Below are 21,370 nucleotides of genomic sequence, written 5' to 3'. Positions count from 1 at the left end.
CATTTGACATTTTTTAACAAATCAATAAGTAACTTTAATACACAAAACTTAAAAAAACAATAGATACATTATGGCAGAATATGATTTGCGTGAACTTCAAAAAATCCGTCAAAATAAAGATGTCTTAGACTACCTCGAACAACAAGGAATCATAGAGATAGAAAAGTTCAATGATGTTTATGACTATGAGAAAAATCTCTATGATTTACAGGTCAGTTTACTTAAGCTACAATATGACATCATTGAAAAAGGCAAGCGTGTGGTTATTATTTTTGAAGGAAGAGACGCTGCAGGAAAAGGAGGTACTATTGGTAGGCTCATTGAACACTTAAATCCAAAAAAGCTGCGGGTTGTGGCGCTACCTAAACCAACTGAGGAAGAAAACGGACAATGGTATTTTCAACGTTACATCAAGCATCTTCCAAATGCGGGTGAGCTTGTTATTTTTGATCGTAGCTGGTACAATCGGGCTGTCGTTGAACCTGTCTTTGGGTTCTGCAATAAGGAACAGCATGAGCTTTTTATGGAACAAGTTCCCGCATTCGAGAAACAGCTGATTGACGATGGCATTATTTTGATCAAGCTGTTTCTAAGCATTGATAAAGAAGAACAGGCTGAACGATTGAAAGAGCGTAGAGAGGATATACTTAGGCAATGGAAAGTGGGGAGCCTGGATGAACAGGCACAAGAAAAATGGGATACATATACCGGGTATATCGAGCGTTTATTTACGGATACAGGGACAAAAAAATCGCCTTGGTTTGAAATCAGCAAAAATAACAAGAAAAAAGCACGATTGGCTGCATTCCGGGTCATCATCAACGCCCTAGCTGACAAAGAGCAAGAGCAACTGGATTCTTTCATCACTAAACATAATTAAAGACGAATGGATTAATCACCTCCTATTCGCCAAAAATTACGCCCAAAAAGGACTTCCTTTTTGGGCGTATGATAGTTTTCATATCCTCCTTTTAGACCAATGGAGGTGATTAGATAAGAACGCTTTGGTCAAGCTTCGGTCCCGCCTCCTTAACAGAAACGGGCATTTCTTTAGCGAGTTTCTCAAAATTTGCAATGAATAATTTTGCCAGGCGCTTAGCCTGTGTATCATATGCCTCATTATTATTCCATAATCCCCTTGCATCCAAAATCTGCTCAGGAACCTGCTCGCCACAACTTGTAGGATAATCCAGTCCAAAGATTTCATGCTTATTAAACTGAGACTCCAACAGTGATCCATCCATAGCTGCGCGAATGAGTGCTCTTGTATAATTCAATTTGATACGTCGGCCAATCCCATAGGGCCCCGCAATCCACCCCGTGTTCACCAACCATACCTTAATTTTTGGGTTCCGCTCTAGCTTTGCCCGCAACAGGGATGCATATTTCGCTGGATGCAGGGGTAGAAATGCCTGCCCAAAACAGGTGGAGAATGCAGCAGTGGGTTCCTTCACCCCTACTTCTGTACCAGCAACCTTTGCTGTATAACCGCTCACAAAATGGTATACTGCCTGGTCTATGGTTAACAAAGATATCGGTGGCAGTACACCAAAAGCATCTGCCGTCAAGAAGAAAATATTTTTAGGTTCACTTCCCACACCGCTCATTTCAGCATTTTCCATAAAATCGATTGGGTAGGAAACCCGCGTATTTTCCGTTTTACTGATATCATCGTAATCTGGCTTGTCGAACTGGTCCAGAACGACATTTTCAAGCAATGAACCGAAACGGATAGCATGGTAGATCTCAGGCTCTTTTTCCTCCGTGAGACCTACACATTTGGCATAACAGCCACCTTCAAAATTGAATATCCCTTTTTCACTCCAGCCATGCTCATCATCACCAATTAACTTCCTGTTCCTATCAGCAGACAGCGTTGTTTTCCCGGTTCCCGAGAGTCCAAAAAATAAAGCTGTATCACCTTCTTTTGAGGTATTGGCAGAACAGTGCATGGATAATATATTGTATTGGAATGGTAGAATAAAATTCAATATGGAAAAAATACTCTTCTTAATTTCACCGGTATAACCTGTCCCAGCAATTAATACAATCTGTTTGGTAAAATCAATCGCCACAAAATTTTCATTGATAATACCATATTGTTGCGGATCACCGATCAATAGTGTCGGGGCCGCTAAGATAGACCATTGTGGTTGACGGTTGCTATCGGCATCCGGTCTCAAAAACAAATTATTCGCAAAGATACTCTGATATGCTGTTTCAGTAATCACCCGTATCGATAACTGATAGGCAGGATCTGCCCCTGCGGCACAATCTCTTACGTAGATGGCTTTATTGCTTAGATGTGCTGCTACTTTCGAAAATAGTGCATCAAAATTTGCGGGTGCCATAGGCTGATTTATATCTCCCCACCATATGGCATCCTTAGTCAAGGAATCTTCCACCAAAAAACGATCTTTGGGAGATCTCCCAGTAAATTTTCCTGTGTCAGCGGCTAATGCTCCAGCATCAGATAATCTTCCTTCTTGATGAACTAAAGCATGTTCGACCAACTCTGAAACAGGCAATTGATAAAATACGTTTTCCGTATTATCAATTTTCAAATATTTCAAATCAGGCGCGTTTCCAATGTTACCCTTTTTCATATTTTTTATTTGTTTTAAAATGTGTCCAAATTTAAAGTCAAATTTTGCTAAAAACAAAACTTAATCATCTAAAAATCAAGCTTATTGTATAAAAAACACAAAACCAAAACACTCATTACCAAGTCCTTATGAGGGTAAAAAAAATAGAAAATTTTAGCATATTTTTTTTAGCATAGTCACACCTTGGGCCATCGTAATAATTTATATTTTTCGTAAATTGTTCCAAGCTTTACAAATATTAATAAGATGAAATTACATGCGATAGAAACTGGCTTCTTTAAGCTCGACGGTGGTGCCATGTTTGGGGTAGTTCCCAAAAGCATTTGGAATAGAACAAATCCAGCTGATGCCAATAATATGTGTACATGGGGGAACCGTCTCCTGCTCGTGGAAGAAGGTAACCGGTTAATGCTGGTGGATACCGGACTTGGGGATAAACAGAATGAAAAATTCTTTAGTTATTACTATTTACATGGAGAAGCCACACTGGACAAGTCATTGAAAAATATTGGTTTTGATCTAAATGATATTACAGATGTTATTCTTACACATTTGCATTTTGATCATTGTGGTGGAGCAATAATCCGTCAAGGAGAACAGCTGTCACCAGCCTTCAAAAATGCAGACTTCTGGAGTAATCGTGACCATTGGTCCTGGGCGACAAATCCAAACCCGAGAGAGAAAGCATCGTTCTTGGCAGAGAACATCCTTCCCATCCAAGAAAGTGGAAGGCTGAAGTTTGTCGAGGATGTTCAAACTCCTTTTGGGGAGGATATTAACATCCGTTATGCGCATGGCCATACCGAAGCCATGATGCTGCCTCAAATTCAATACAAGGGAAAAACAATCCTGTATATGGCCGATCTCTTGCCCTCGGTTGGGCATATCCCAATTCCCTATGTAATGGGATATGATATTCGACCTTTGATCACAATGGAAGAACGAAGCAGTTATTGGAATGAGATTGTCGACAACGAATATATTCTCTTTTTCGAACACGACCCCATCAATGAATGTTGTACTTTACAACGTACCGAAAAAGGTATCCGGGTTAAAGATATATTCAAATTGGATGAGCTCTAAGCTAAAAAAAAAATGCCTCCAAAAGCTAAACCTGCTTTTGAGGCATTACCGTAATGACCAATAAAATAATATCTTTTTTAAGTGCAATGGTTAGAACCTAAAACCAAGTGCCCAGTAATTCTCAAAAAACCAGATCTTTTGGGTGGCCTTGTCCACACCTCTCCTGCCTGTCGTTCGAATGTTGTAGAGGTCTGTCCAGCCAGTTTTGAAATTTCCTTGGAGATACAGGCCTTTATAAAAACGGTAATGCAAGCCAACTTTTGCAGAAGCACCATATCCTGCAATATTCCAGAAATGATTGCCCCCTTCTCCGAAAAGATGAACATCCGAACGTGGAATCAAAAGTCCTACATCTACCCCAGATTCCATGGTCAGTACCTGCTGCCCTTTACGGTTCACCAGAATATCATCATAGCGTTCCAAGCCTACTGATGCAAAATTATAACCGTCTGTGTGTTCAAAAGTGAGCATTGCTGAATCTACGGTAATCAGTTCACCATTGTATTGCCCGGCACGATTTCCTGTTGGTATTCCCGGGTTGGAGATCTCCTCCCCTATGTAGCCCGATATCTTGACCTGTTGTGGAATATCAACTACATATTTCATATGATCCCAGCCTAAGGAAATGGAATAATTATCTTTGATATAATAACCAAAATGAAGATTGAATTGTGGAATGGTCAAACGACTGGGATCAAAATAAGTGGACCCAAATTTCGTAGGGCGGTCGCCTGCTTTTACATCGTGAAGAATAAAATCATAATTCGGTCCCTTAAAATGAATATCGGATTTCGAATAAGAGGAAAAATTATATCCCCAGAAAAAAAAGAACTTTCCTTTGTTGCTTTCAGTTCTTAAATTCTTTGGCTTAAAAATACTTTTTCCTATGGTGGGATTTTCCTGTGCAAATAAAGTCGAAACACTTAATACTAGTGCTCCTATCGTCAAAAATAATTTTCTCATATCGGCGCTAAAAACGTTGGGCAAAAGTAGCCTCATTCTATTTTATAACCAAATAAATTCCATGGAAATTAGGAAAATATGACGAAGATCACAGAATTGTGGTTCTAGGAAGATGAAAAAAAAGCTGCTCTTCAAAGAAGAGCAGCTTTTTCAAAAATTCATACCATCAAGTCATTTATCCTTGATTTTTTCGGATGATATTCAAAGCACCACCAGCTTTGAACCATTCGATCTGTTGTTCATTGTATGTATGATTTGCCAAGATTTCTTCCTGCGTTCCATCAGCATGGTGCAATACGAGTGTCAATGGTTTACCTGGGGCAAAGCTGGTCAATCCATTGATATCGATGGTATCATTTTCCTGGATCTTGTCGTAATCTTCTTTATTTGCAAAAGTTAATCCCAACATACCTTGTTTTTTCAGGTTTGTTTCGTGAATACGTGCGAAAGACTTAACTAATACAGCACGAACACCCAAGTGACGTGGTTCCATTGCGGCATGCTCACGGGAAGACCCTTCACCATAATTTTCATCTCCCACAACGATTGAACCAATACCATGGGCTTTATAATCACGTTGCGTTGCCGGAACAGCACCGTATTCTCCTGTTAATTGGTTTTTCACATTGTCAGTTTTTTCGTTGAAAAAATTCACTGCACCAATCAACATATTGTTGGAGATATTGTCCAAATGCCCCCGATATTTCAACCATGGCCCCGCCATGGAGATATGGTCAGTTGTACATTTTCCTTTTGCTTTGATCAATAATTTCAGACCTTTCAAATCCGTACCTTCCCATGCTGCAAAAGGCTCCAATAATTGAAGACGGTCAGATGTTGGATTAACATCTACAACAACAGCACTACCATCAGCAGCAGGAGCTTGGTATCCTGGATCGTCTACAGCAAAGCCTTTTGTGGGCAGTTCATCACCTGTCGGTGGATCTAATTTCACTTGCTCACCCTTGCTGTTGGTCAACGTATCAGTTACTGGATTAAATCCTAAGTTACCAGAAATTGCAATTGCTGCCACTAACTCGGGTGACGCTACAAAGGCATAGGTATTTGGATTACCATCAGCACGTTTGGCAAAGTTACGGTTAAACGAATGCACGATGGTGTTTTTCTCCTGTTTGTCGGCACCAACACGATCCCACATACCAATACATGGGCCACATGCATTGGTGAATATCGTTGCATTCAGATCTTCAAATGTTTTCAATAAACCATCCCGATCAGCTGTAAAACGAACTTGTTCAGAACCTGGGTTGATACCAAATTCAGCTTTAGTGATCAATCCTTTATCGACAGCCTGCTTAGCAATGGATGCTGCACGCGACAAGTCTTCATAGGAAGAGTTGGTACATGAACCTATCAATCCCCATTCAACTTTTAATGGCCAGCCATTTTTTTCAGCTTCTTCACGCATCCGTGAAACAGGTGTATATAAATCAGGTGTGAACGGCCCATTCAGTGATGGTTCCAGTTCAGAAAGATTAATCTCGATCAACTGATCAAAATATTGTTCAGGGTTAGCATATACTTCAGCATCTGCGGTCAGATGCTGCTTAATGGTATTTGCAGCGTCAGCAACCTCAGCACGACCTGTCGCACGAAGATAACGCTCCATAGACTCATCATACCCAAATGTTGAAGTTGTTGCACCAATTTCAGCGCCCATATTACAGATCGTTCCTTTACCAGTACAAGACAAAGACTCCGCACCTTCACCGAAATATTCAACGATAGCACCGGTTCCGCCTTTTACTGTTAAAATACCAGCAACCTTTAAGATTACATCTTTTGCAGCTGCCCATCCGTTTAATTTACCTGTTAATTTGACACCGATCAATTTGGGAAATTTAAGCTCCCAAGGTAATCCGGCCATGACATCACAGGCATCGGCACCACCAACGCCGATTGCGACCATACCCAAACCACCTGCATTAACTGTATGTGAGTCTGTACCGATCATCATCCCACCTGGGAAAGCATAATTTTCTAAGACAACCTGGTGGATAATCCCGGCACCGGGTTTCCAGAAACCAATACCGTATTTATTGGACACAGAACTCAAAAAATTAAAAACTTCAGAGCTTTCATTTTTAGCACGTGCCAGATCTTTATCCGCCCCTTCTTTTGCCTGAATCAGGTGATCACAGTGAACTGTTGAAGGGACGGCAACTTTAGGACGTCCAGCCTGCATAAACTGCAACAAAGCCATCTGTGCTGTTGCGTCTTGCATAGCTACACGGTCGGGTGCAAAATCGACGTAAGAAACACCACGTTTGTAATCTTCAGCAGCATTACCATCCCAAAGGTGTGCATACAAAATTTTCTCAGATAAAGTCAAAGGTTTATTGACCACTTGACGGGCTGCAGCAATGCGCTCATCATAACGGCTATAGACCTTTTTAATCATATCTATATCAAATGCCATATCTCTCTAATTTATGTTATTTAATCAATTACTAACCTGTAAATATAAGCTTTTTTTACTTTGTCGAAATAGGTGCAAATTTAGTTAGGTTGATCCCTTTAACAGCTGCTTTATATTCATCAATATTAGGAATGCGCCCTAAAATAGCTGACAGCACGACAACAGGTGTCGAAGCAAGCAAAGACTCACCTTTTTTGCCATCTCTATCTTCAACAACACGTCCCTGAAATAAACGGGTCGAGGTAGCCATTACCGTATCTCCTTTTGCAGCTTTCTCCTGATTACCCATACACAAGTTACAACCTGGACGCTCTAAATACATAATATTTTCATATTCAGTCCGCGCTGTGCTTTTTGGTAGCGCATCACTAAATTCAAAACCTGAATACTTTTGCAAGAATTCCCAATCCCCTTCTGCCTTCAGCTCATCGATAATATTGTAAGTTGGAGCAGCAACAACCAGCGGTGCTTCAAAAGTGACAACACCTTTTTGCTCTTCAATGTTTTTCAACATTTTTGAAACGATTTTTAAATCGTCTTTATGCACCATACATGAACCGACAAAACCTAAGTCTACTTTTTTATTGCCGCCGTAGTAGGTCAAATCGCGAATAGTATCGTGTGTATATCGTTTGGAAACATCTTCATTATTGACATCGGGATCGGCAATCATAGGCTCTTCAATGATATCCAAATCAATGACTACTTCAGCATAGTATTTGGCATTCACATCTGGAGCCAAAGCTGGTTTTGCACCCGATTTAATTTCTTCGATACGCTTGTTGGCTTTTTCAATTAAACCATGCAAAACGTTGTTCTTGTTTTCCATCCCCTTATCAATCATGATCTGGATACGGCTTTTAGCAATCTCCAACGATTCGATCAGCGTATTGTCCTGTGAAATACAGATAGAGGCCTTCGCTTTCATCTCTGCTGTCCAATCAGTAAATGTAAATGCCTGATCGGCAAGAAGTGTACCGATATGGACTTCAATGATTCTACCTTGGAACACGTTTTCACCGGCAAATTGTTGCAACATTTGCGCCTGGGTAGCATGTACCACATCACGGAAATCCATATGCTCTTTCATGCTGCCTTTAAAGGTAACTTTTACTGATTCAGGAATTGGCATTGAAGCTTCTCCGGTAGCTAAGGCTAAAGCAACAGTACCGGAATCAGCACCGAAAGCAACCCCTTTTGACATACGTGTATGTGAGTCACCACCGATAATAATTGCCCACTCATCAATCGTAATATCGTTTAATACTTTATGGATAACATCAGTCATGGAATGATAAACTCCTTTAGGGTCACGTGCCGTGATCAAACCAAAGTCATTCATAAACTTCATCAATTTTGGAATATTGGCTTGTGCTTTCTTATCCCATACAGATGCCGTATGGCAACCTGATTGGTAGGCCCCGTCAACCGTAGGAGCGATTACTGTAGCCGCCATTGCCTCTAACTCCTGTGCGGTCATCAAACCTGTGGTATCCTGCGAACCAACAATGTTCACTTTAACACGAACATCTGATCCAGCATGCAATACTTTACCTGGAGTAACGCCAACTGCATTTTTATTGAAGATTTTTTCGACTGCTGTCAACCCTTGCCCTTCAATGGTAATTTCTTTTGAAGGAGCAAATACTACAGGTGCCTGAACCCCTAAAGTCTGTGCAGCGAATGTTTGGATTTTTTTACCAAATACAATGGCATATGAACCACCCGCTTTGATAAATTCCATTTTTTGAGGTGTCAATGCTTTTGAAATATCAATTAACTCTTGATCACCATTGTATAGTTTCTTGGTTTTCGTATTAATAGTTAATACCGTACCTGTCGCTACTGAATAGACTTCTTCTAAAATTGGCTCATCTTTTTCATTACGTACAACATGTCCATTTTCATCAACTTTCTTCACCCAGTTTTTTAGGTCAATACCGATACCACCGGTAACATCCACTGTAGTCAAGAAAATCGGAGAAATACCGTTAGTACCGCCAACGATTGGAGCGATATTTACAAAAGGAACATAAGGGCTCGCCTGTTTACCAGTCCACAAGGCTACATTGTTCACACCTGACATACGTGATGAGCCAACACCCATTGTCCCCTTTTCAGCGATCAACATCACGCTTTTACCAGGATGTTGTGCCTGCAATTCACGGATTTGTTGTTGTGCTTCCGGTGTGATCATACATTTACCATGTAGCTCACGATCCGAACGTGAGTGCGCCTGATTACCCGGAGATAATAGGTCAGTAGAGATGTCACCTTCACCTGCGATGAAAGTAACCACTTGAATTTCTTCAGCGACTTCAGGAAGTTTAGTAAAAAACTCAGCTTTTGCATAACTCTCCAAAATACCTGTAGCTATAGCATTCCCTTTTTCGAAAGCTTCCTTTAAACGAGCGGTATCAGCATCATATAGGAAAACCTGTGTTTTAAGCACCTCAGCTGCTTGTTCAGCAATATGAATATCAGCACCTAAAGCTAAATCCAATAACACATCAATAGAAGGTCCCCCCTTCATATGCGATAATAATTCAAAGGCAAACTTAGGTGTAATCTCAGCAACAACTGATTCACCTAAGATAATTTCTTTTAGGAACTGCGCTTTCACTACAGCAGCAGGTGCGGTACCTGGCAAAGTATTATAAATAAACAATCGTAAAGATTCCTCTCTATTTGCATTGTCTACATCTTTAATTTGGGCAATTACTTCACTCAGTAACTCCGCTCCATCAATCGGCTTAGGATGTAATCCCTGGCCTTTTCGTTCTACAACCTCTTGTACGTAATCGTTGTAAATACTCATAGGTATCAATCTTTCTATTTTAAGGGTGGATTCGAAAAAATATACTTACACATCTTCTATGGCCACCATGTCTGTAATTAATTTATTTTTATTGGTTTAATTCGGCATAAACCAATATTTTCACTGAACACAAAAATAGCGAAATTCAAATTTTAAATGTATGCATTCCATTTATTTAAGTCAATTTGGAATTAATCTAAACAATAAGCATCCAATCCTGCCATTTCTTTTCAAAACTGTCTATTTTTGTTGGGCTAGGGGTAAAAAAAGAGGTGATTTATTAAATAAATCACCTCTTTCTCTTATAGGGTCTGTACGTTTATATCAATATCTTTCAATGACTGCACGGTCTGCAAGGGATCATCGGCATTAAAAACAAAAGAGCCTGCTACTAATACGTCAGCCCCAGCATGTAACAGTTGGGTCGCATTCGCAGTGGTTACTCCGCCATCAATTTCAATCAGCAGATTATCATTCACGCCAATGGCCATCGCTCTTAATTCCTGAACTTTAGCATAGGTGTTCGGAATAAACTTTTGGCCACCAAAACCCGGATTGACAGACATTAGGCAAACGAGGTCCAGGTCAGCCAATACGTCCTTTAATAAAGATACCGGTGTATGTGGATTTAAGGCTACGCCTGCTTTACAGCCCAGCTCCTTGATAGCTGCAAGTGTACGGTGTAGGTGGGTACAAGCTTCATAGTGCACAGTAATCACCTCTGCTCCGGCATCTTTACATGTTTGAAGGTATCTATCTGGATCGACAATCATCAAATGTACATCTAAAGGTTTTGTAGCATATTTTGCGATGGCTTGCATAACAGGGAATCCAAATGAGATATTGGGCACAAAAACCCCGTCCATAATATCAATATGAAACCAATCGGCCTTACTGTTGTTTACCATCATGATATCATCATGTAAGTGGGCAAAGTCAGCAGCAAGAACGGATGGCGCAATGAGATGTGATTTTGTCGACATGTCGTATTTTTTTTGCAAAGATAACAAGTATTTTTTGTTCAGCACAGTATTCCTTACATTTAATACAAATCGAACCGTATGGACCAGAAGCTATAAAAATAAATTATAACTACATTTGTATCATTAACAAAAAACAGCGTTAACAGTGGGAAGATTAAAAATTAAATATAAAAGAGAATTAAATACGACAGAAAATCTCATTCGAAAAATTGGGTTAATACTCATCACCATCATATTGATCTGTATTTTTCTTCCCAAACAACCCCGTTTCCGATATGAATTTCAAAAAGGGAAAGTCTGGAATCATGAGAATTTAATATCACCTTACAATTTCGCGATCCTTAAAACGCAGGAAGAACTGAATGCTGACAAAAAAAGCATCCTGAATACGATCCAACCTATTTATAATGCAAATACAACCACCAGCAAGGAACAGATTGACCAATTTAATACAGATCTCTCTGAAAAATGGCAAAGCAGTAAGCTTGACACCACACATGAGGACATCGCTGATTACCGAAGTGCAGGAAACGCCATACTGAATCATCTCTATGGCAAAGGGATACTTTCGCTCAATAATAGATTTCAGAACCGCAATAATGATAAATCTCCGGCATCCAGGCATTATAATTTTACGCTCATCCAAGATAAAGTAGCGACACAAAAAAACACGGCTGATTGCTATACCATTGAAAGTTCCTACGGCTATATGGATGACCTAATGCCTAAATTGACCAAGATTAAGCAAAAAGGCTGGCTACAAGAGACTTTGAAGAATTATATTACCATAAACTATATTTATAATGATCAGCAGACTGAAGCATTAGAACAAAATGCAATTACTAATATATCCGCAACCCGTGGTGTGGTTCAAAAAGGTGAACTTATAGCTGAAAAGGACAAAATTATTTCCAATGAAACTTACCAAAAACTTGAATCGTTAAAAAGAGTCTATGAGGATGAAGGAAAAATAAGTGGTAATCAGAGTTATGTTACGCTTGGGCAATTTCTCATCATCTCACTTGCACTCTCCATTCTAATGGTGTTCCTTTTTCTGTTCCGCAAGGATATTTATTTCAATAACCGGTTATTGATGATCATCATGATTGTCATCATAGGTATGTTGGGCGTACTTTCCTGGGCCATAAAAATTAAGATACCAAATTTATATTACATTCCTTTTTGCGCTGTCCCCATTATCATCCGTATTTTGTTTGATACGCGGGTGGCTTTGAACATTCATCTTTTAATGGTCCTGTTGGCCGGACTTTTTGTCCCAAATAGCTTTGAATTTGTCTTTTTACAATTTATCGCTGGAATTGTTGCGATCTATAGCATCAAGACACTGGTAAAGCGGGAGCAGCTATTTGTTTCCTCAGCCATTATCCTGGCGACATACTGGATTGCCTATATTGGACTCGTTATTACCCGGAATGGCTCAATAGATATCATATATTGGTCAGATCTCCTACCCTTCTTTGTCAGTGTGATGATCACTTTGCTGGCCTACCCCATGATCTATGCTTTCGAAAAACTTTTTGGAATTGTCTCAGACCTTACATTAATGGAACTGACCAATAGTAACTCCAAATTATTACGGGAGCTATCTTTCAAAGCGCCGGGGACCTTTCAGCATTCTTTACAGGTCGCCAATCTGGCGGAGGCTGCCATCTATAAAATTGGAGGCAATCCCCTGCTTGTACGCGCAGGAGCGCTCTATCATGATATCGGAAAATTGACCAATCCACAGTTTTTTATTGAGAACCAAAAGACAGAAAAGAATCCACATGATGAGCTTTCCCCAGAACAAAGTGCACAAGTTATCATCTCCCATGTGATAAAGGGTGTTGATATCGCAAAAAAACATCAGCTACCTGAAGTTATCCTTGATTTTATCCGTACGCATCATGGAACAACCCGCGTGGATTATTTCTACAATCTTTTTGTCAAAAACAACCCTGACAAACTTGTGGATGAATCATTATTTACTTATCCTGGCCCTATTCCTTTTTCCAAAGAAACGGCGGTATTAATGATGGCCGATTCAGTTGAGGCGGCATCCAGAGCGCTGAAAGAGCCTTCAGAGGAATCGATAAACAATCTGGTGGATAAAATCATTGAACATAAATTGATGCGAGGACAATTCAATAATAGTAATATTACCCTAAAAGATATCACCGAATCAGCAGTTATTTTCAAATCCATGTTGAAAAGCATCTATCACGTCCGGGTAGATTACGATTTGAGCAAAAAAACATTGTAATTTTAACTCTCAAACAACAAATTGAAATTCAAATGCTTATTGAAACGTTATGTTTTTTTTGTATTTTTTTTAATATTTAGACTTTGCAGAATCAAATAATTGCCTTATGTTTGCAATGTCAAAACACGGAAGGGTGCCTGAGTGGCCGAAAGGAACAGTTTGCTAAACTGTCGTACTGGAAACGGTACCGCGGGTTCGAATCCCGCCTCTTCCGCCAAGACAATGAAAGCTATCTGAACATTCAGATAGCTTTTTTTTTGATCAGCTCAACATCAATTTGTGTGCTCATTCAGATAACTTTCAAAAGGCCATTTTCTGACAAGATCAACTGTTGGATCGACATGGGGCAGTTCTTGGAATCAACGTATCAGCAGCCTTTACATTGCGTTTCCAACTGGGCCTCCGAATAACTAGGAGTATGGTTGCGATCAATAGCAGAAGGATCAGGTAGGAAACTGAAAGTGTCTGTTGATCCCCTATATTAATGGTGTTGGAAATCGAAAAACTGGCTATAGAAAAAACAATATATGATCCTCCACTCGCTAATCCCCCGGCAGTAGCGGCATATTCAGGAAATCTTGTTAATGAATAAGTGAAATAGATGTTGTACGTAAAGCCCTGCCAGAAGTGGAGTAACATCGCAAATATGACAATGGGCAGCAGTTCATGAAAAAAACCAGCGGTCATGAACATGATCAACGCAACCAGGATCTGTGATAAGTTTGCCAACTTCAATTTTTTATGAAACGATCTATTGATTAAATACCGACTAAAAAGACCTCCAAAAAATATGGCAATACCCGAAGCTAAAGCACTGTATCCCGACACCACGGATGATAATTGAAATTTATGCTCCACAATGAACGGTATGCTCATACCAAAGATCATGACCATAGCATAGCTTAGTCCAAGCACCAATATCCCTAAGCTAAACTCTTTTGTAGAAAGCATTTTCTTATACACATCGAAAATGCTTTTCAGCTGAAAACTCTTCCTTTCTTGAATGGTCTCCCCACTGAATTTAAGCTCAAGGAGCAACATGACAAAACCATATAATGCCAGAAAATAAAAATTGGACCTCCAGCTAAAACTATGCTGTAGATACCCCCCAAGAAAAGGGGCAACAATAGGTGCAATAGACCAGACTATGGTCAACATACTGGTATAATGTTTTCTTTTTTCACCTGTATACACATCCACCAGAAATACACGTTTACTGACAACAATGAATGAAATTGCAATTCCCTGGATAAACCTAAGCAAAAATATCAGGGAGATATCTTGGGAAAATATGATACCAATACAGCTTAACGTAAACACCAATAATGAAACAAGGTTTATTTTATAACGCCCGAAGCTATCCAAAATACTCCCCACAAACAATTGCGAAATACCATAACTGAGCAAAAAAATTGTCATAGTGAGTTTAATATTGGAGGCTGAAGTATTGAGGTCCATGGCCATTTGTGGAAAGGATGGAATATATACATCAATGGCAAACCCTGAGATCGGAACCAATGCAAAAGCAAGTACCGTACTGATATTAATATTTTCTTGCCGAAGATTTTTCATATAACAAACGATTTAATAACACAAAATTCTACATAAAAAAATAAAAATATCTGTACATATTTTCCTTAAAATGGTATATTTATATCAATTTGATTTTTTATTTAAATTCAACTAAAAGGATCATGAGAAGAGAGCATTTATATGTACCGTTTGAAATAGTACAGCAAACATTCGATGTATGCCCAAAACCCTGCCATCAGCATTCATTTTTTGAGCTCGTTTATATTGTTTCCGGTACCGGAAAACAGTATATTAACATGCATCAGTTAAACTATAAACCGGGACAGCTCTTTTTGATTGCACCGCAAGATTATCATTGGTTCGATGTAGCTACCACGACACAATCCTTTATCCTGCGTTTCAATAATATTTACATCAAATCAAAAGCGCTCCAAACGGAAAACATCCAGCGGTTGGAATTTATTTTGCACAATGCCAACCACCAGCCCACTTGCCTTTTAAAAAATCAAACAGATAAAGCTCTTGTCCACCCTATCATAGAGGCACTGATAAGGGAAACCGAAAACAAAGACCTTTACCATAATGAAATCACCCAGCAACTTGTCAACACCTTGATTATCATTGTAGCCAGAAATATTGCGAAATATATGCCTCAAAAAATAAGTGAAACAACTGAAGAAAAAATCGTTTCTATACTTAGTTATATCCAGGCCAACATCTATGAACCGGAAAAGCTTCGAGCTGAAGCCATCTGTCAGCAATTTGGAGTCTCAGAAAATTATTTGGGCCGTTATTTTAAAAAGCATAGCGGCGAGACATTACAATCTTATATCAGTACCTACAAATTAGCCTTGATTGAATACCGGCTAAAACATAGCGACAAACGTATCAATGAAATTGTTGCTGAATTAGGCTTTACGGATGAAAGTCACCTCAATAAATTTTTCAAGCAAAAAAGGGGGCTTAGTCCCAAGGCATTCCGTGAGAATTATATGAATACACTGCATACAGCATAATTCGCCAACTTGCCGTTCAGCAGCGCGCAATATTCAAAGAACAATGTATGGCACTCAGCCGAAATACGGTCAGCTCCTATCGCTGCTCCCCCCCTAACTTCACCAAAAAAATACCTGAAACCAGTGATAAGCTTCCCCTAAAAATCATCTATTTTTGTGGGAAAGAACAGTAAAAAATGAAAGTAGTCTATCTTATCGCAATATTTACCTGTACATTCCTTCCTTTTTCAAAAGCGCAGAATGAGCTTACCTTTGATGATGATTTTAATCTTTGGAATCTTCAAAAGGGCCACGAGGCAACTATTTTTGCAAATACGGCCTATATCCGCTCACGACCAAACCTTCAGGGACAAATAATAGATTCACTTTCATTGGGAAATTGTTTAACGATCAGTAGCGAACCATTCAAAGGAAATCGGATTAAAAATTTTTATGCTCCTTGGTACCAAGTCACCTATACCAAAGATGGAGAAAAGAAAAGCGGTTTTATTTGGCTTGGATTATTGGCTCTTGGAAAACAGGTTGATGCAGATGGTTTTGTATACATGTATGGCTTCGAACGTTTTATCAAGCGACCTGATCATGAAGCAGATTATTTCTTAACCACGATCAAACGCCTGAATAAGGAAGGAACGCTTTTAACAAGTCATTCATTTTCTTTTGTCTTTTCGGGACAAATGGCAACCCAAAGTAAAATCCTCCCTGCCATGGGGCTAAAAAATGTAAAACAGATTTTGCGTTTTGAGTTTATCGCTGAAGCCTGTGGGATTCCGACAGATTTTACTTATGTGGCATGGACAGGTGAAAAATTTATAGATCTCCCAAGCAGGTATTCAATCGCTGATGCCGGTGTTTTTTATCACGACGAGAAAATCCTATTTCCATCGGAACACAAAAAAAACAATCAGATCATCTATAAGTACATTGAAGAAGGCGAAGTAATTGATGACAATGCCCTGGATCCGAACTACAATATTTCAAAAAAAGAAGAACAATTTCAATGGGATGGCAATCAATTTAATAAGATTGACAACAGATAATATTGCCCCAAAATTTTCATATCAAAAAGAAAAAACAAAAAGCAACAAATAACAGATGGAAGAAAGAAATATTTATGATTTGTTCTATAGCGGTGAATTGGACATGTTCATTATAGCAGGAGAAAACCAGTTAAAAGAAAACGATCAAGACGCTGTATTGTGGACCCATTTAGCCATCGCCTATCACGACCAGGTATTTTATGAAGGCCATGAAGCTATCTTCGACATCATTCAAGAAAAAATGATTCCTTATTTCCAAAAAGCATTGGAGGTAGACCCAGATAACGAGACGACGCTATACCATATTTTAGATTATGTGCTCAGCAATCAGTCCGTACTGGCACAGATCAACCGCCCCAGGCAACATATCGATTCCAACAACAAAGATGTATTCATCGGTTATGCCCAAAAATTAATCTCAATTCCGGAAATGACGGCATACGGGTACAATTTTTTGGTTAAAATTCATGAAAGTCTCCAAGATGAACCATCCTTATTAATGGCTCTAGAAAATGGAATCAATTATTTTAACGAGGCTTTTAGAGCGGACCGCGAAACTTATGACCACAATTTCTCCATATTCTGGATGAAAAGAGTCTACCTACTGGATCGTACCAAACAAGTAGATGGGCCAACATTGTCCAAACTGATCCGCGATCAATTTGACCGTTTCATCAGCAGCGATGAAATGAACTATGTTGACCTAGCCGAAATTGCTTATGAAAGCAACAATATTGACCTGTCCTTAAAGATATTATCCAAATTAATTAAAGGAGAAAATTCTGCTGCCCATATCCATAAAGAATTGGTTAAATGGCATGGGCGTTTTGAGGATCTTATCGCAGATGGTTACGAAAACTCAGCCGTATTCTATTATCAACTCATTATTGAGCGAAATTATTCCGAGGATATTGGGATACCATTTGATTATTATTATCTGCATGCCTTAAAATTGATTGATCAATATCCGGATTCCTTTGTTGGCTACCATTTTGCAGCGGCCTATCTATACGATGATGAACAGTATGCTGCTGCCATCCCCTATCTACAACAGGCAGGAGAAAGAAAATGGAACGCAACACTATGGCGGCGCTTGGTGGAATGCACCTATCTGGTCTCCGGTGAAATATATACGGAAGTTCCACAATTTGATGACTTGCCCCGCGAGCTTTATAATGAAGGGGTTAACTTACACGATTTTATCGATACATTGGATGATCTTCCTTCAACAGATAGGTTGGCATTGAGCCATTTATATCTCGAGCTCTACCGTCAGGCCCATGAAGCTTTCAAACAATACTTTGAGCAAGGGAAATATGAAAGTGATTATTTTGGAGGTAGTCACAACCGTGCGATGAACTGCAATAACTTCGCGATTGCCTTAAAAACCACCGATCAATTTGAACTTAGTTATGAAATCGCCACCGAAGGGTTAAACTATTCCGATTTTGAAGAGTTACATTACACCCGTTTCTATGCATTATTAGCACTGGAAGATTACGAGCGTTTAAAAGATGTTGTTCAGCAATATCTGAATACCTATCCCATCAGTTTAGAAGAGCTAGCAGAAGAGCACATGGAGGAAGACCAATTATCTGAAGACCACAGCAGTCCTTCATTCCCGAGTGGCTACCAGATGTTTGTGCAGCAGCTCAATGCCAATTATCATTTGGGGCTTTCTGAAGATATTCAGGCAGAAGCTCAACATCTGTTGGAGCAGCTTTACCAGTTCTATATCAATCATCCCAATTTGGATGACTATCATTATCGAGATTTTGAAGCCTCAAAAAATGTGGTAGAAAATATAATTTATCAGATACTGGAAGAGCATGGCCTTGATGAACGCATTGGTTATTATGAAGATATGGCACAAAAATATAGTCGTGAAGCCCAACCCCAATACGTATTAATGCAGCTCTATAATGAAAAGTCTGCTTATAAAGCCATCAACGAGGCGGCTCAAAGGTATCTCATAAATAAGAAAGCATTTATTATTGACGATTTTGATAAAGCCAAAACCTTATACCTCGTGATCAAAAGCTATTACTTCCTTGGTGAACATAAAGCAGGAACGGAAGTATTCCAGCAATATGACAGTTGGGTAGGGACGGTAATGGATCCCGATGATTACGTACTGTGGGTTAAGTTTGGCATTTTACTATTTGCAGAACAAGAAAATATACAGAAAGTCAATGCGTACCTGACCATTTTCAACGATATCTACGCGCAAAATGAATGGAGCTATGATGATGATTGTGAGTCCGTAAAACTTGCCGAAGCATTGGTCAACTACAAAACAGGTAACCTCAAAAAAGCACATCATATCCTGAATGAAGTCTTAGCCTATTCCGATCATTCAGCACTTGCGGATGAATACAAAAGTACATGGAAAAAGCCCGGTTTCTTGTCAAGTTTTAAATTTTGACCAAGATTGACACTTATCGGATGTGTAATCTAGTAAGTACTGTTTTAAATATACAGACCGATAAAAGCAGCGGGAGAATCACACGCTCCCCTGCTTCTATCCCTGGGCTTATCTTTTCCAATCGAATATCCCGTGATTCCCAATAAAACATTCGAAGGGATCAAATTAGGAAGGTCATCCGTATTGATCCATAAAATTAAAGCTGCTATTATTGATCCAAAACAGTATATTAGGGCTAGCATCAGCAAAGCATGACCAAGATCAAACGATAACACGAAATAAATAGATATCAGGACTAATCATAGGAAATTAAATTCATGGAAAAAGTAATCATCACAGGTGGAACAGGTGCAATAGGCCTTCATTTGACGAAATTATTGGTCGCCAATTTCTATGAGGTTATTATCTTCACCAGAAATCCAAATGCTCATCCGCCTCAATCCCATGTCCGTTATGTCCAATGGGATCCTAAAAAGCAGATCATAGATTCCAAATCAATTCAGGAAGCTGATTATATCATCAATTTGGCCGGAGCCAATCTCAATGCATCACGCTGGACAAAATCCTACCAACAAGAAATCATTTCGAGCCGTGTAGAAAGTGGCCAACTGATCTATCAGGCATTAAAACAAATTCCCAATCAGGTCAAAGCTGTACTTTCAGCATCAGCGATTGGTTGGTATGGAGCCGACGACAGCTACAAAAAAAAGCCTTTTGAAGAAGGTGATCCGCAGGGCGGCAACTTCCTATCATGGGTATGTAACCTCTGGGAGGCCAGCGTCAAACCCATTGAAACACTGGGAACAAGGCTGGTTGTTTTTCGTTTCGGCGTTGTGATCAGCAAAGATCAGGGCTTGCTCAAAGAGGTCAATCGTTTACTCCGTTTTAGATTAAATCCGATTTTTGGGTCTGGTAAGCAGATGCTGAGCTGGATTCACATCGATGACCTTTGTCGTATGTTTTTGTTTGCTATGCAGAACAATACAGTCTCTGGACTTTATAATGCCTGTGCTTCTGATCCGATGCCAATCGCTCAGTTTACCAAACGTTTTGCAAAAAGAAGATACGGGCTACTATACCTACCATTTCCAATCCCCGAGGTTCTTATAAAGCTCTTGCTAGGAAAGAAAGGACAAGAAATGGTACTACAAGGTACTTGGGTAAGCAATAAAAAAATTGTCCAGGAAAACTTCCCATTCAAGTATCCTGTTCTGGACAATAATTGTATAGATAATTTACACATTGGTTAATTGTTTATTCCGGTTAATTTCACCCCATTTCAGGGCAAAATCCGTATATTTGCGCCCTATGAAGATTTTTAGATATGGCGCAAAGGGCTCCGAAAAAGCGGGAGTCATTTTAAATGAAAAGAAATACGATGTTTCAGCAGGAAACTTTCAATATAACGGCGATTTTTTTGCAGATATGGCAAATTTGGAAAGACTCCAGGCCTATGTTCAAGAGAATAAAGAACACCTAATGGAAATATCTTCCAATGAACGTATCGGCACACCATTGGAAACACCTTCCAAGATTCTGTGCGTGGGACTCAATTTTGACGATCATGTGAAAGAAACCAAATTACAGCAAGCCGCTGAACCCATTGTTTTTATGAAATCCGTTTCCGCATTTAACGGTCCTTTTGATGGTATTACCTTACCAAAAAATTCTGTTAAATCTGACTGGGAAACCGAACTGGCAATTGTTATCGGCAAAAAGGCTTCTTATGTCAGTGAGGAAGAAGCATTGGACCATGTCTTTGGTTATGTCCTGCACAACGATGTTACCGAACGGGAATTTCAGATTGAAAGAGGTGGCACCTGGGATAAGGGAAAAGGATGTGATACCTTTGCTCCAATAGGTCCATTCATTGCCACAAAAGACGAAATTCAAGATGTGGATAATTTAAAAATCTGGCTAAAATTAAATGGTAATATCATGCAGGATGGCAATACACGGGATTTTATCTACAAGGTTCCCAAACTAATTTCGTATTTAAGCCAATTCATGTCATTACTTCCGGGTGATATTATTTCAACAGGATCACCAGCTGGATCCGGTATGGGTAAATCGCCGCAACGGTTTCTCCGAGACGGTGATATCATTGAATATGGCATAGAAGGACTGGGTTCCGGAAAACATATCGTATCGGCCCACCCGCAATCATAATATGCTGTTCTTTGTCCCTGTCTTTCTGTAG

14 protein-coding genes and 1 tRNA gene are annotated in these 21,370 nt (G+C 39.4%); 9 read left to right on the top strand and 6 right to left on the bottom strand.

Going from position 1 to position 21,370, the window contains the following annotated elements:
• The first annotated feature begins 70 nt into the window (after window positions 1-70).
• Complete coding sequence (gene ppk2 / locus HX021_RS02505) at window positions 71-880, top strand: polyphosphate kinase 2 (protein WP_286588109.1); 810 nt, start codon at window positions 71-73, stop codon at window positions 878-880.
• 109 nt (window positions 881-989) lie between these two features.
• Here the strand turns inward: ppk2 and pckA are convergent, their stop codons facing one another.
• Entirely contained in the window at window positions 990-2,606 is a 1,617-nt protein-coding gene (gene pckA / locus HX021_RS02500) for a phosphoenolpyruvate carboxykinase (ATP) (RefSeq protein ID WP_286588105.1), read from the bottom strand.
• Between the two features lie 246 nt (window positions 2,607-2,852).
• Between pckA and HX021_RS02495 the strand changes: the two genes are divergently transcribed.
• Window positions 2,853-3,689 carry an MBL fold metallo-hydrolase gene (locus HX021_RS02495; protein ID WP_286588103.1) on the top strand — a complete coding sequence of 279 codons (837 nt, stop codon included), beginning with the start codon at window positions 2,853-2,855 and terminating at the stop codon, window positions 3,687-3,689.
• Window positions 3,690-3,779: 90 nt separating this feature from the next.
• Here HX021_RS02495 and HX021_RS02490 read toward each other — a convergent pair whose 3' ends face one another.
• The 4 genes from HX021_RS02490 to rpe all read right to left on the bottom strand — a co-directional run bounded on the left by HX021_RS02490 (window position 3,780) and on the right by rpe (window position 10,893).
• Window positions 3,780-4,652: a hypothetical protein gene (locus HX021_RS02490; RefSeq protein ID WP_286588102.1), complete on the bottom strand. Its 873-nt coding sequence runs from the start codon at window positions 4,650-4,652 to the stop codon at window positions 3,780-3,782.
• 175 nt (window positions 4,653-4,827) lie between these two features.
• On the bottom strand, window positions 4,828-7,092 hold the full coding sequence (locus HX021_RS02485) for an aconitate hydratase (protein ID WP_286588100.1): 2,265 nt from the start codon (window positions 7,090-7,092) through the stop codon (window positions 4,828-4,830).
• Between the two features lie 55 nt (window positions 7,093-7,147).
• Window positions 7,148-9,910 (bottom strand): bifunctional aconitate hydratase 2/2-methylisocitrate dehydratase, encoded by a 2,763-nt coding sequence (locus HX021_RS02480; protein WP_286588098.1) that lies wholly within the window; start codon window positions 9,908-9,910, stop codon window positions 7,148-7,150.
• A gap of 302 nt (window positions 9,911-10,212) precedes the next feature.
• Complete coding sequence (rpe, locus tag HX021_RS02475) at window positions 10,213-10,893, bottom strand: ribulose-phosphate 3-epimerase (RefSeq protein ID WP_286588096.1); 681 nt, start codon at window positions 10,891-10,893, stop codon at window positions 10,213-10,215.
• A gap of 145 nt (window positions 10,894-11,038) precedes the next feature.
• On the opposite strand from rpe, the gene HX021_RS02470 reads away from it, so the two are divergent.
• Together HX021_RS02470 and HX021_RS02465 are read left to right on the top strand one after the other, a co-directional pair.
• Entirely contained in the window at window positions 11,039-13,156 is a 2,118-nt protein-coding gene (locus HX021_RS02470) for an HD family phosphohydrolase (protein ID WP_286588095.1), read from the top strand.
• Window positions 13,157-13,283: 127 nt separating this feature from the next.
• Window positions 13,284-13,373: transfer RNA gene (locus HX021_RS02465), tRNA-Ser, on the top strand.
• A gap of 107 nt (window positions 13,374-13,480) precedes the next feature.
• On the opposite strand, the gene HX021_RS02460 is transcribed toward HX021_RS02465, so the two are convergent.
• Entirely contained in the window at window positions 13,481-14,728 is a 1,248-nt protein-coding gene (locus HX021_RS02460; protein ID WP_286588093.1) for a multidrug effflux MFS transporter, read from the bottom strand.
• A gap of 122 nt (window positions 14,729-14,850) precedes the next feature.
• Between HX021_RS02460 and HX021_RS02455 the strand changes: the two genes are divergently transcribed.
• The 5 genes from HX021_RS02455 to HX021_RS02435 all read left to right on the top strand — a co-directional run bounded on the left by HX021_RS02455 (window position 14,851) and on the right by HX021_RS02435 (window position 21,339).
• Complete coding sequence (locus HX021_RS02455) at window positions 14,851-15,705, top strand: helix-turn-helix domain-containing protein (RefSeq protein WP_286588092.1); 855 nt, start codon at window positions 14,851-14,853, stop codon at window positions 15,703-15,705.
• Window positions 15,706-15,881: 176 nt separating this feature from the next.
• The gene (locus tag HX021_RS02450) at window positions 15,882-16,745 is read left to right on the top strand and encodes a hypothetical protein (RefSeq protein ID WP_286588091.1); all 864 of its coding nucleotides are present in this window, start codon (window positions 15,882-15,884) and stop codon (window positions 16,743-16,745) included.
• A 55-nt stretch (window positions 16,746-16,800) separates the two neighbouring features.
• A complete protein-coding gene (locus HX021_RS02445) occupies window positions 16,801-19,170 on the top strand; it encodes a hypothetical protein (RefSeq protein WP_286588090.1) in 2,370 nt (789 codons plus the stop codon).
• 317 nt (window positions 19,171-19,487) lie between these two features.
• Window positions 19,488-20,420, top strand: coding sequence for a TIGR01777 family oxidoreductase (locus HX021_RS02440; RefSeq protein ID WP_286588089.1), 933 nt, complete (start codon window positions 19,488-19,490; stop codon window positions 20,418-20,420).
• A gap of 58 nt (window positions 20,421-20,478) precedes the next feature.
• Window positions 20,479-21,339, top strand: coding sequence for a fumarylacetoacetate hydrolase family protein (locus HX021_RS02435; protein ID WP_286588088.1), 861 nt, complete (start codon window positions 20,479-20,481; stop codon window positions 21,337-21,339).
• Window positions 21,340-21,370: the final 31 nt, after the last annotated feature.

Origin of the sequence: Sphingobacterium sp. N143 (genome assembly GCF_030325625.1) — a bacterium.
In the GTDB taxonomy this organism is placed as follows: Bacteria; Bacteroidota; Bacteroidia; order Sphingobacteriales; family Sphingobacteriaceae; genus Sphingobacterium.
Note: the sequence above shows the minus strand (reverse complement) of the source record. Positions and strands in the feature narration are given on the sequence as shown.

Excerpts from the sequence above, each read along its gene's own strand:
- ppk2 (WP_286588109.1), top strand. The coding sequence starts at position 71 with ATGGCAGAATATGATTTGCGTGAACTTCAAAAAATCCGTCAAAATAAA.
- pckA (WP_286588105.1), bottom strand. The coding sequence starts at position 2,606 with ATGAAAAAGGGTAACATTGGAAACGCGCCTGATTTGAAATATTTGAAA.
- HX021_RS02495 (WP_286588103.1), top strand. The coding sequence starts at position 2,853 with ATGAAATTACATGCGATAGAAACTGGCTTCTTTAAGCTCGACGGTGGT.
- HX021_RS02490 (WP_286588102.1), bottom strand. The coding sequence starts at position 4,652 with ATGAGAAAATTATTTTTGACGATAGGAGCACTAGTATTAAGTGTTTCG.
- HX021_RS02485 (WP_286588100.1), bottom strand. The coding sequence starts at position 7,092 with ATGGCATTTGATATAGATATGATTAAAAAGGTCTATAGCCGTTATGAT.
- HX021_RS02480 (WP_286588098.1), bottom strand. The coding sequence starts at position 9,910 with ATGAGTATTTACAACGATTACGTACAAGAGGTTGTAGAACGAAAAGGC.
- rpe (WP_286588096.1), bottom strand. The coding sequence starts at position 10,893 with ATGTCGACAAAATCACATCTCATTGCGCCATCCGTTCTTGCTGCTGAC.
- HX021_RS02460 (WP_286588093.1), bottom strand. The coding sequence starts at position 14,728 with ATGAAAAATCTTCGGCAAGAAAATATTAATATCAGTACGGTACTTGCT.
- HX021_RS02455 (WP_286588092.1), top strand. The coding sequence starts at position 14,851 with ATGAGAAGAGAGCATTTATATGTACCGTTTGAAATAGTACAGCAAACA.
- HX021_RS02450 (WP_286588091.1), top strand. The coding sequence starts at position 15,882 with ATGAAAGTAGTCTATCTTATCGCAATATTTACCTGTACATTCCTTCCT.
- HX021_RS02445 (WP_286588090.1), top strand. The coding sequence starts at position 16,801 with ATGGAAGAAAGAAATATTTATGATTTGTTCTATAGCGGTGAATTGGAC.
- HX021_RS02440 (WP_286588089.1), top strand. The coding sequence starts at position 19,488 with ATGGAAAAAGTAATCATCACAGGTGGAACAGGTGCAATAGGCCTTCAT.
- HX021_RS02435 (WP_286588088.1), top strand. The coding sequence starts at position 20,479 with ATGAAGATTTTTAGATATGGCGCAAAGGGCTCCGAAAAAGCGGGAGTC.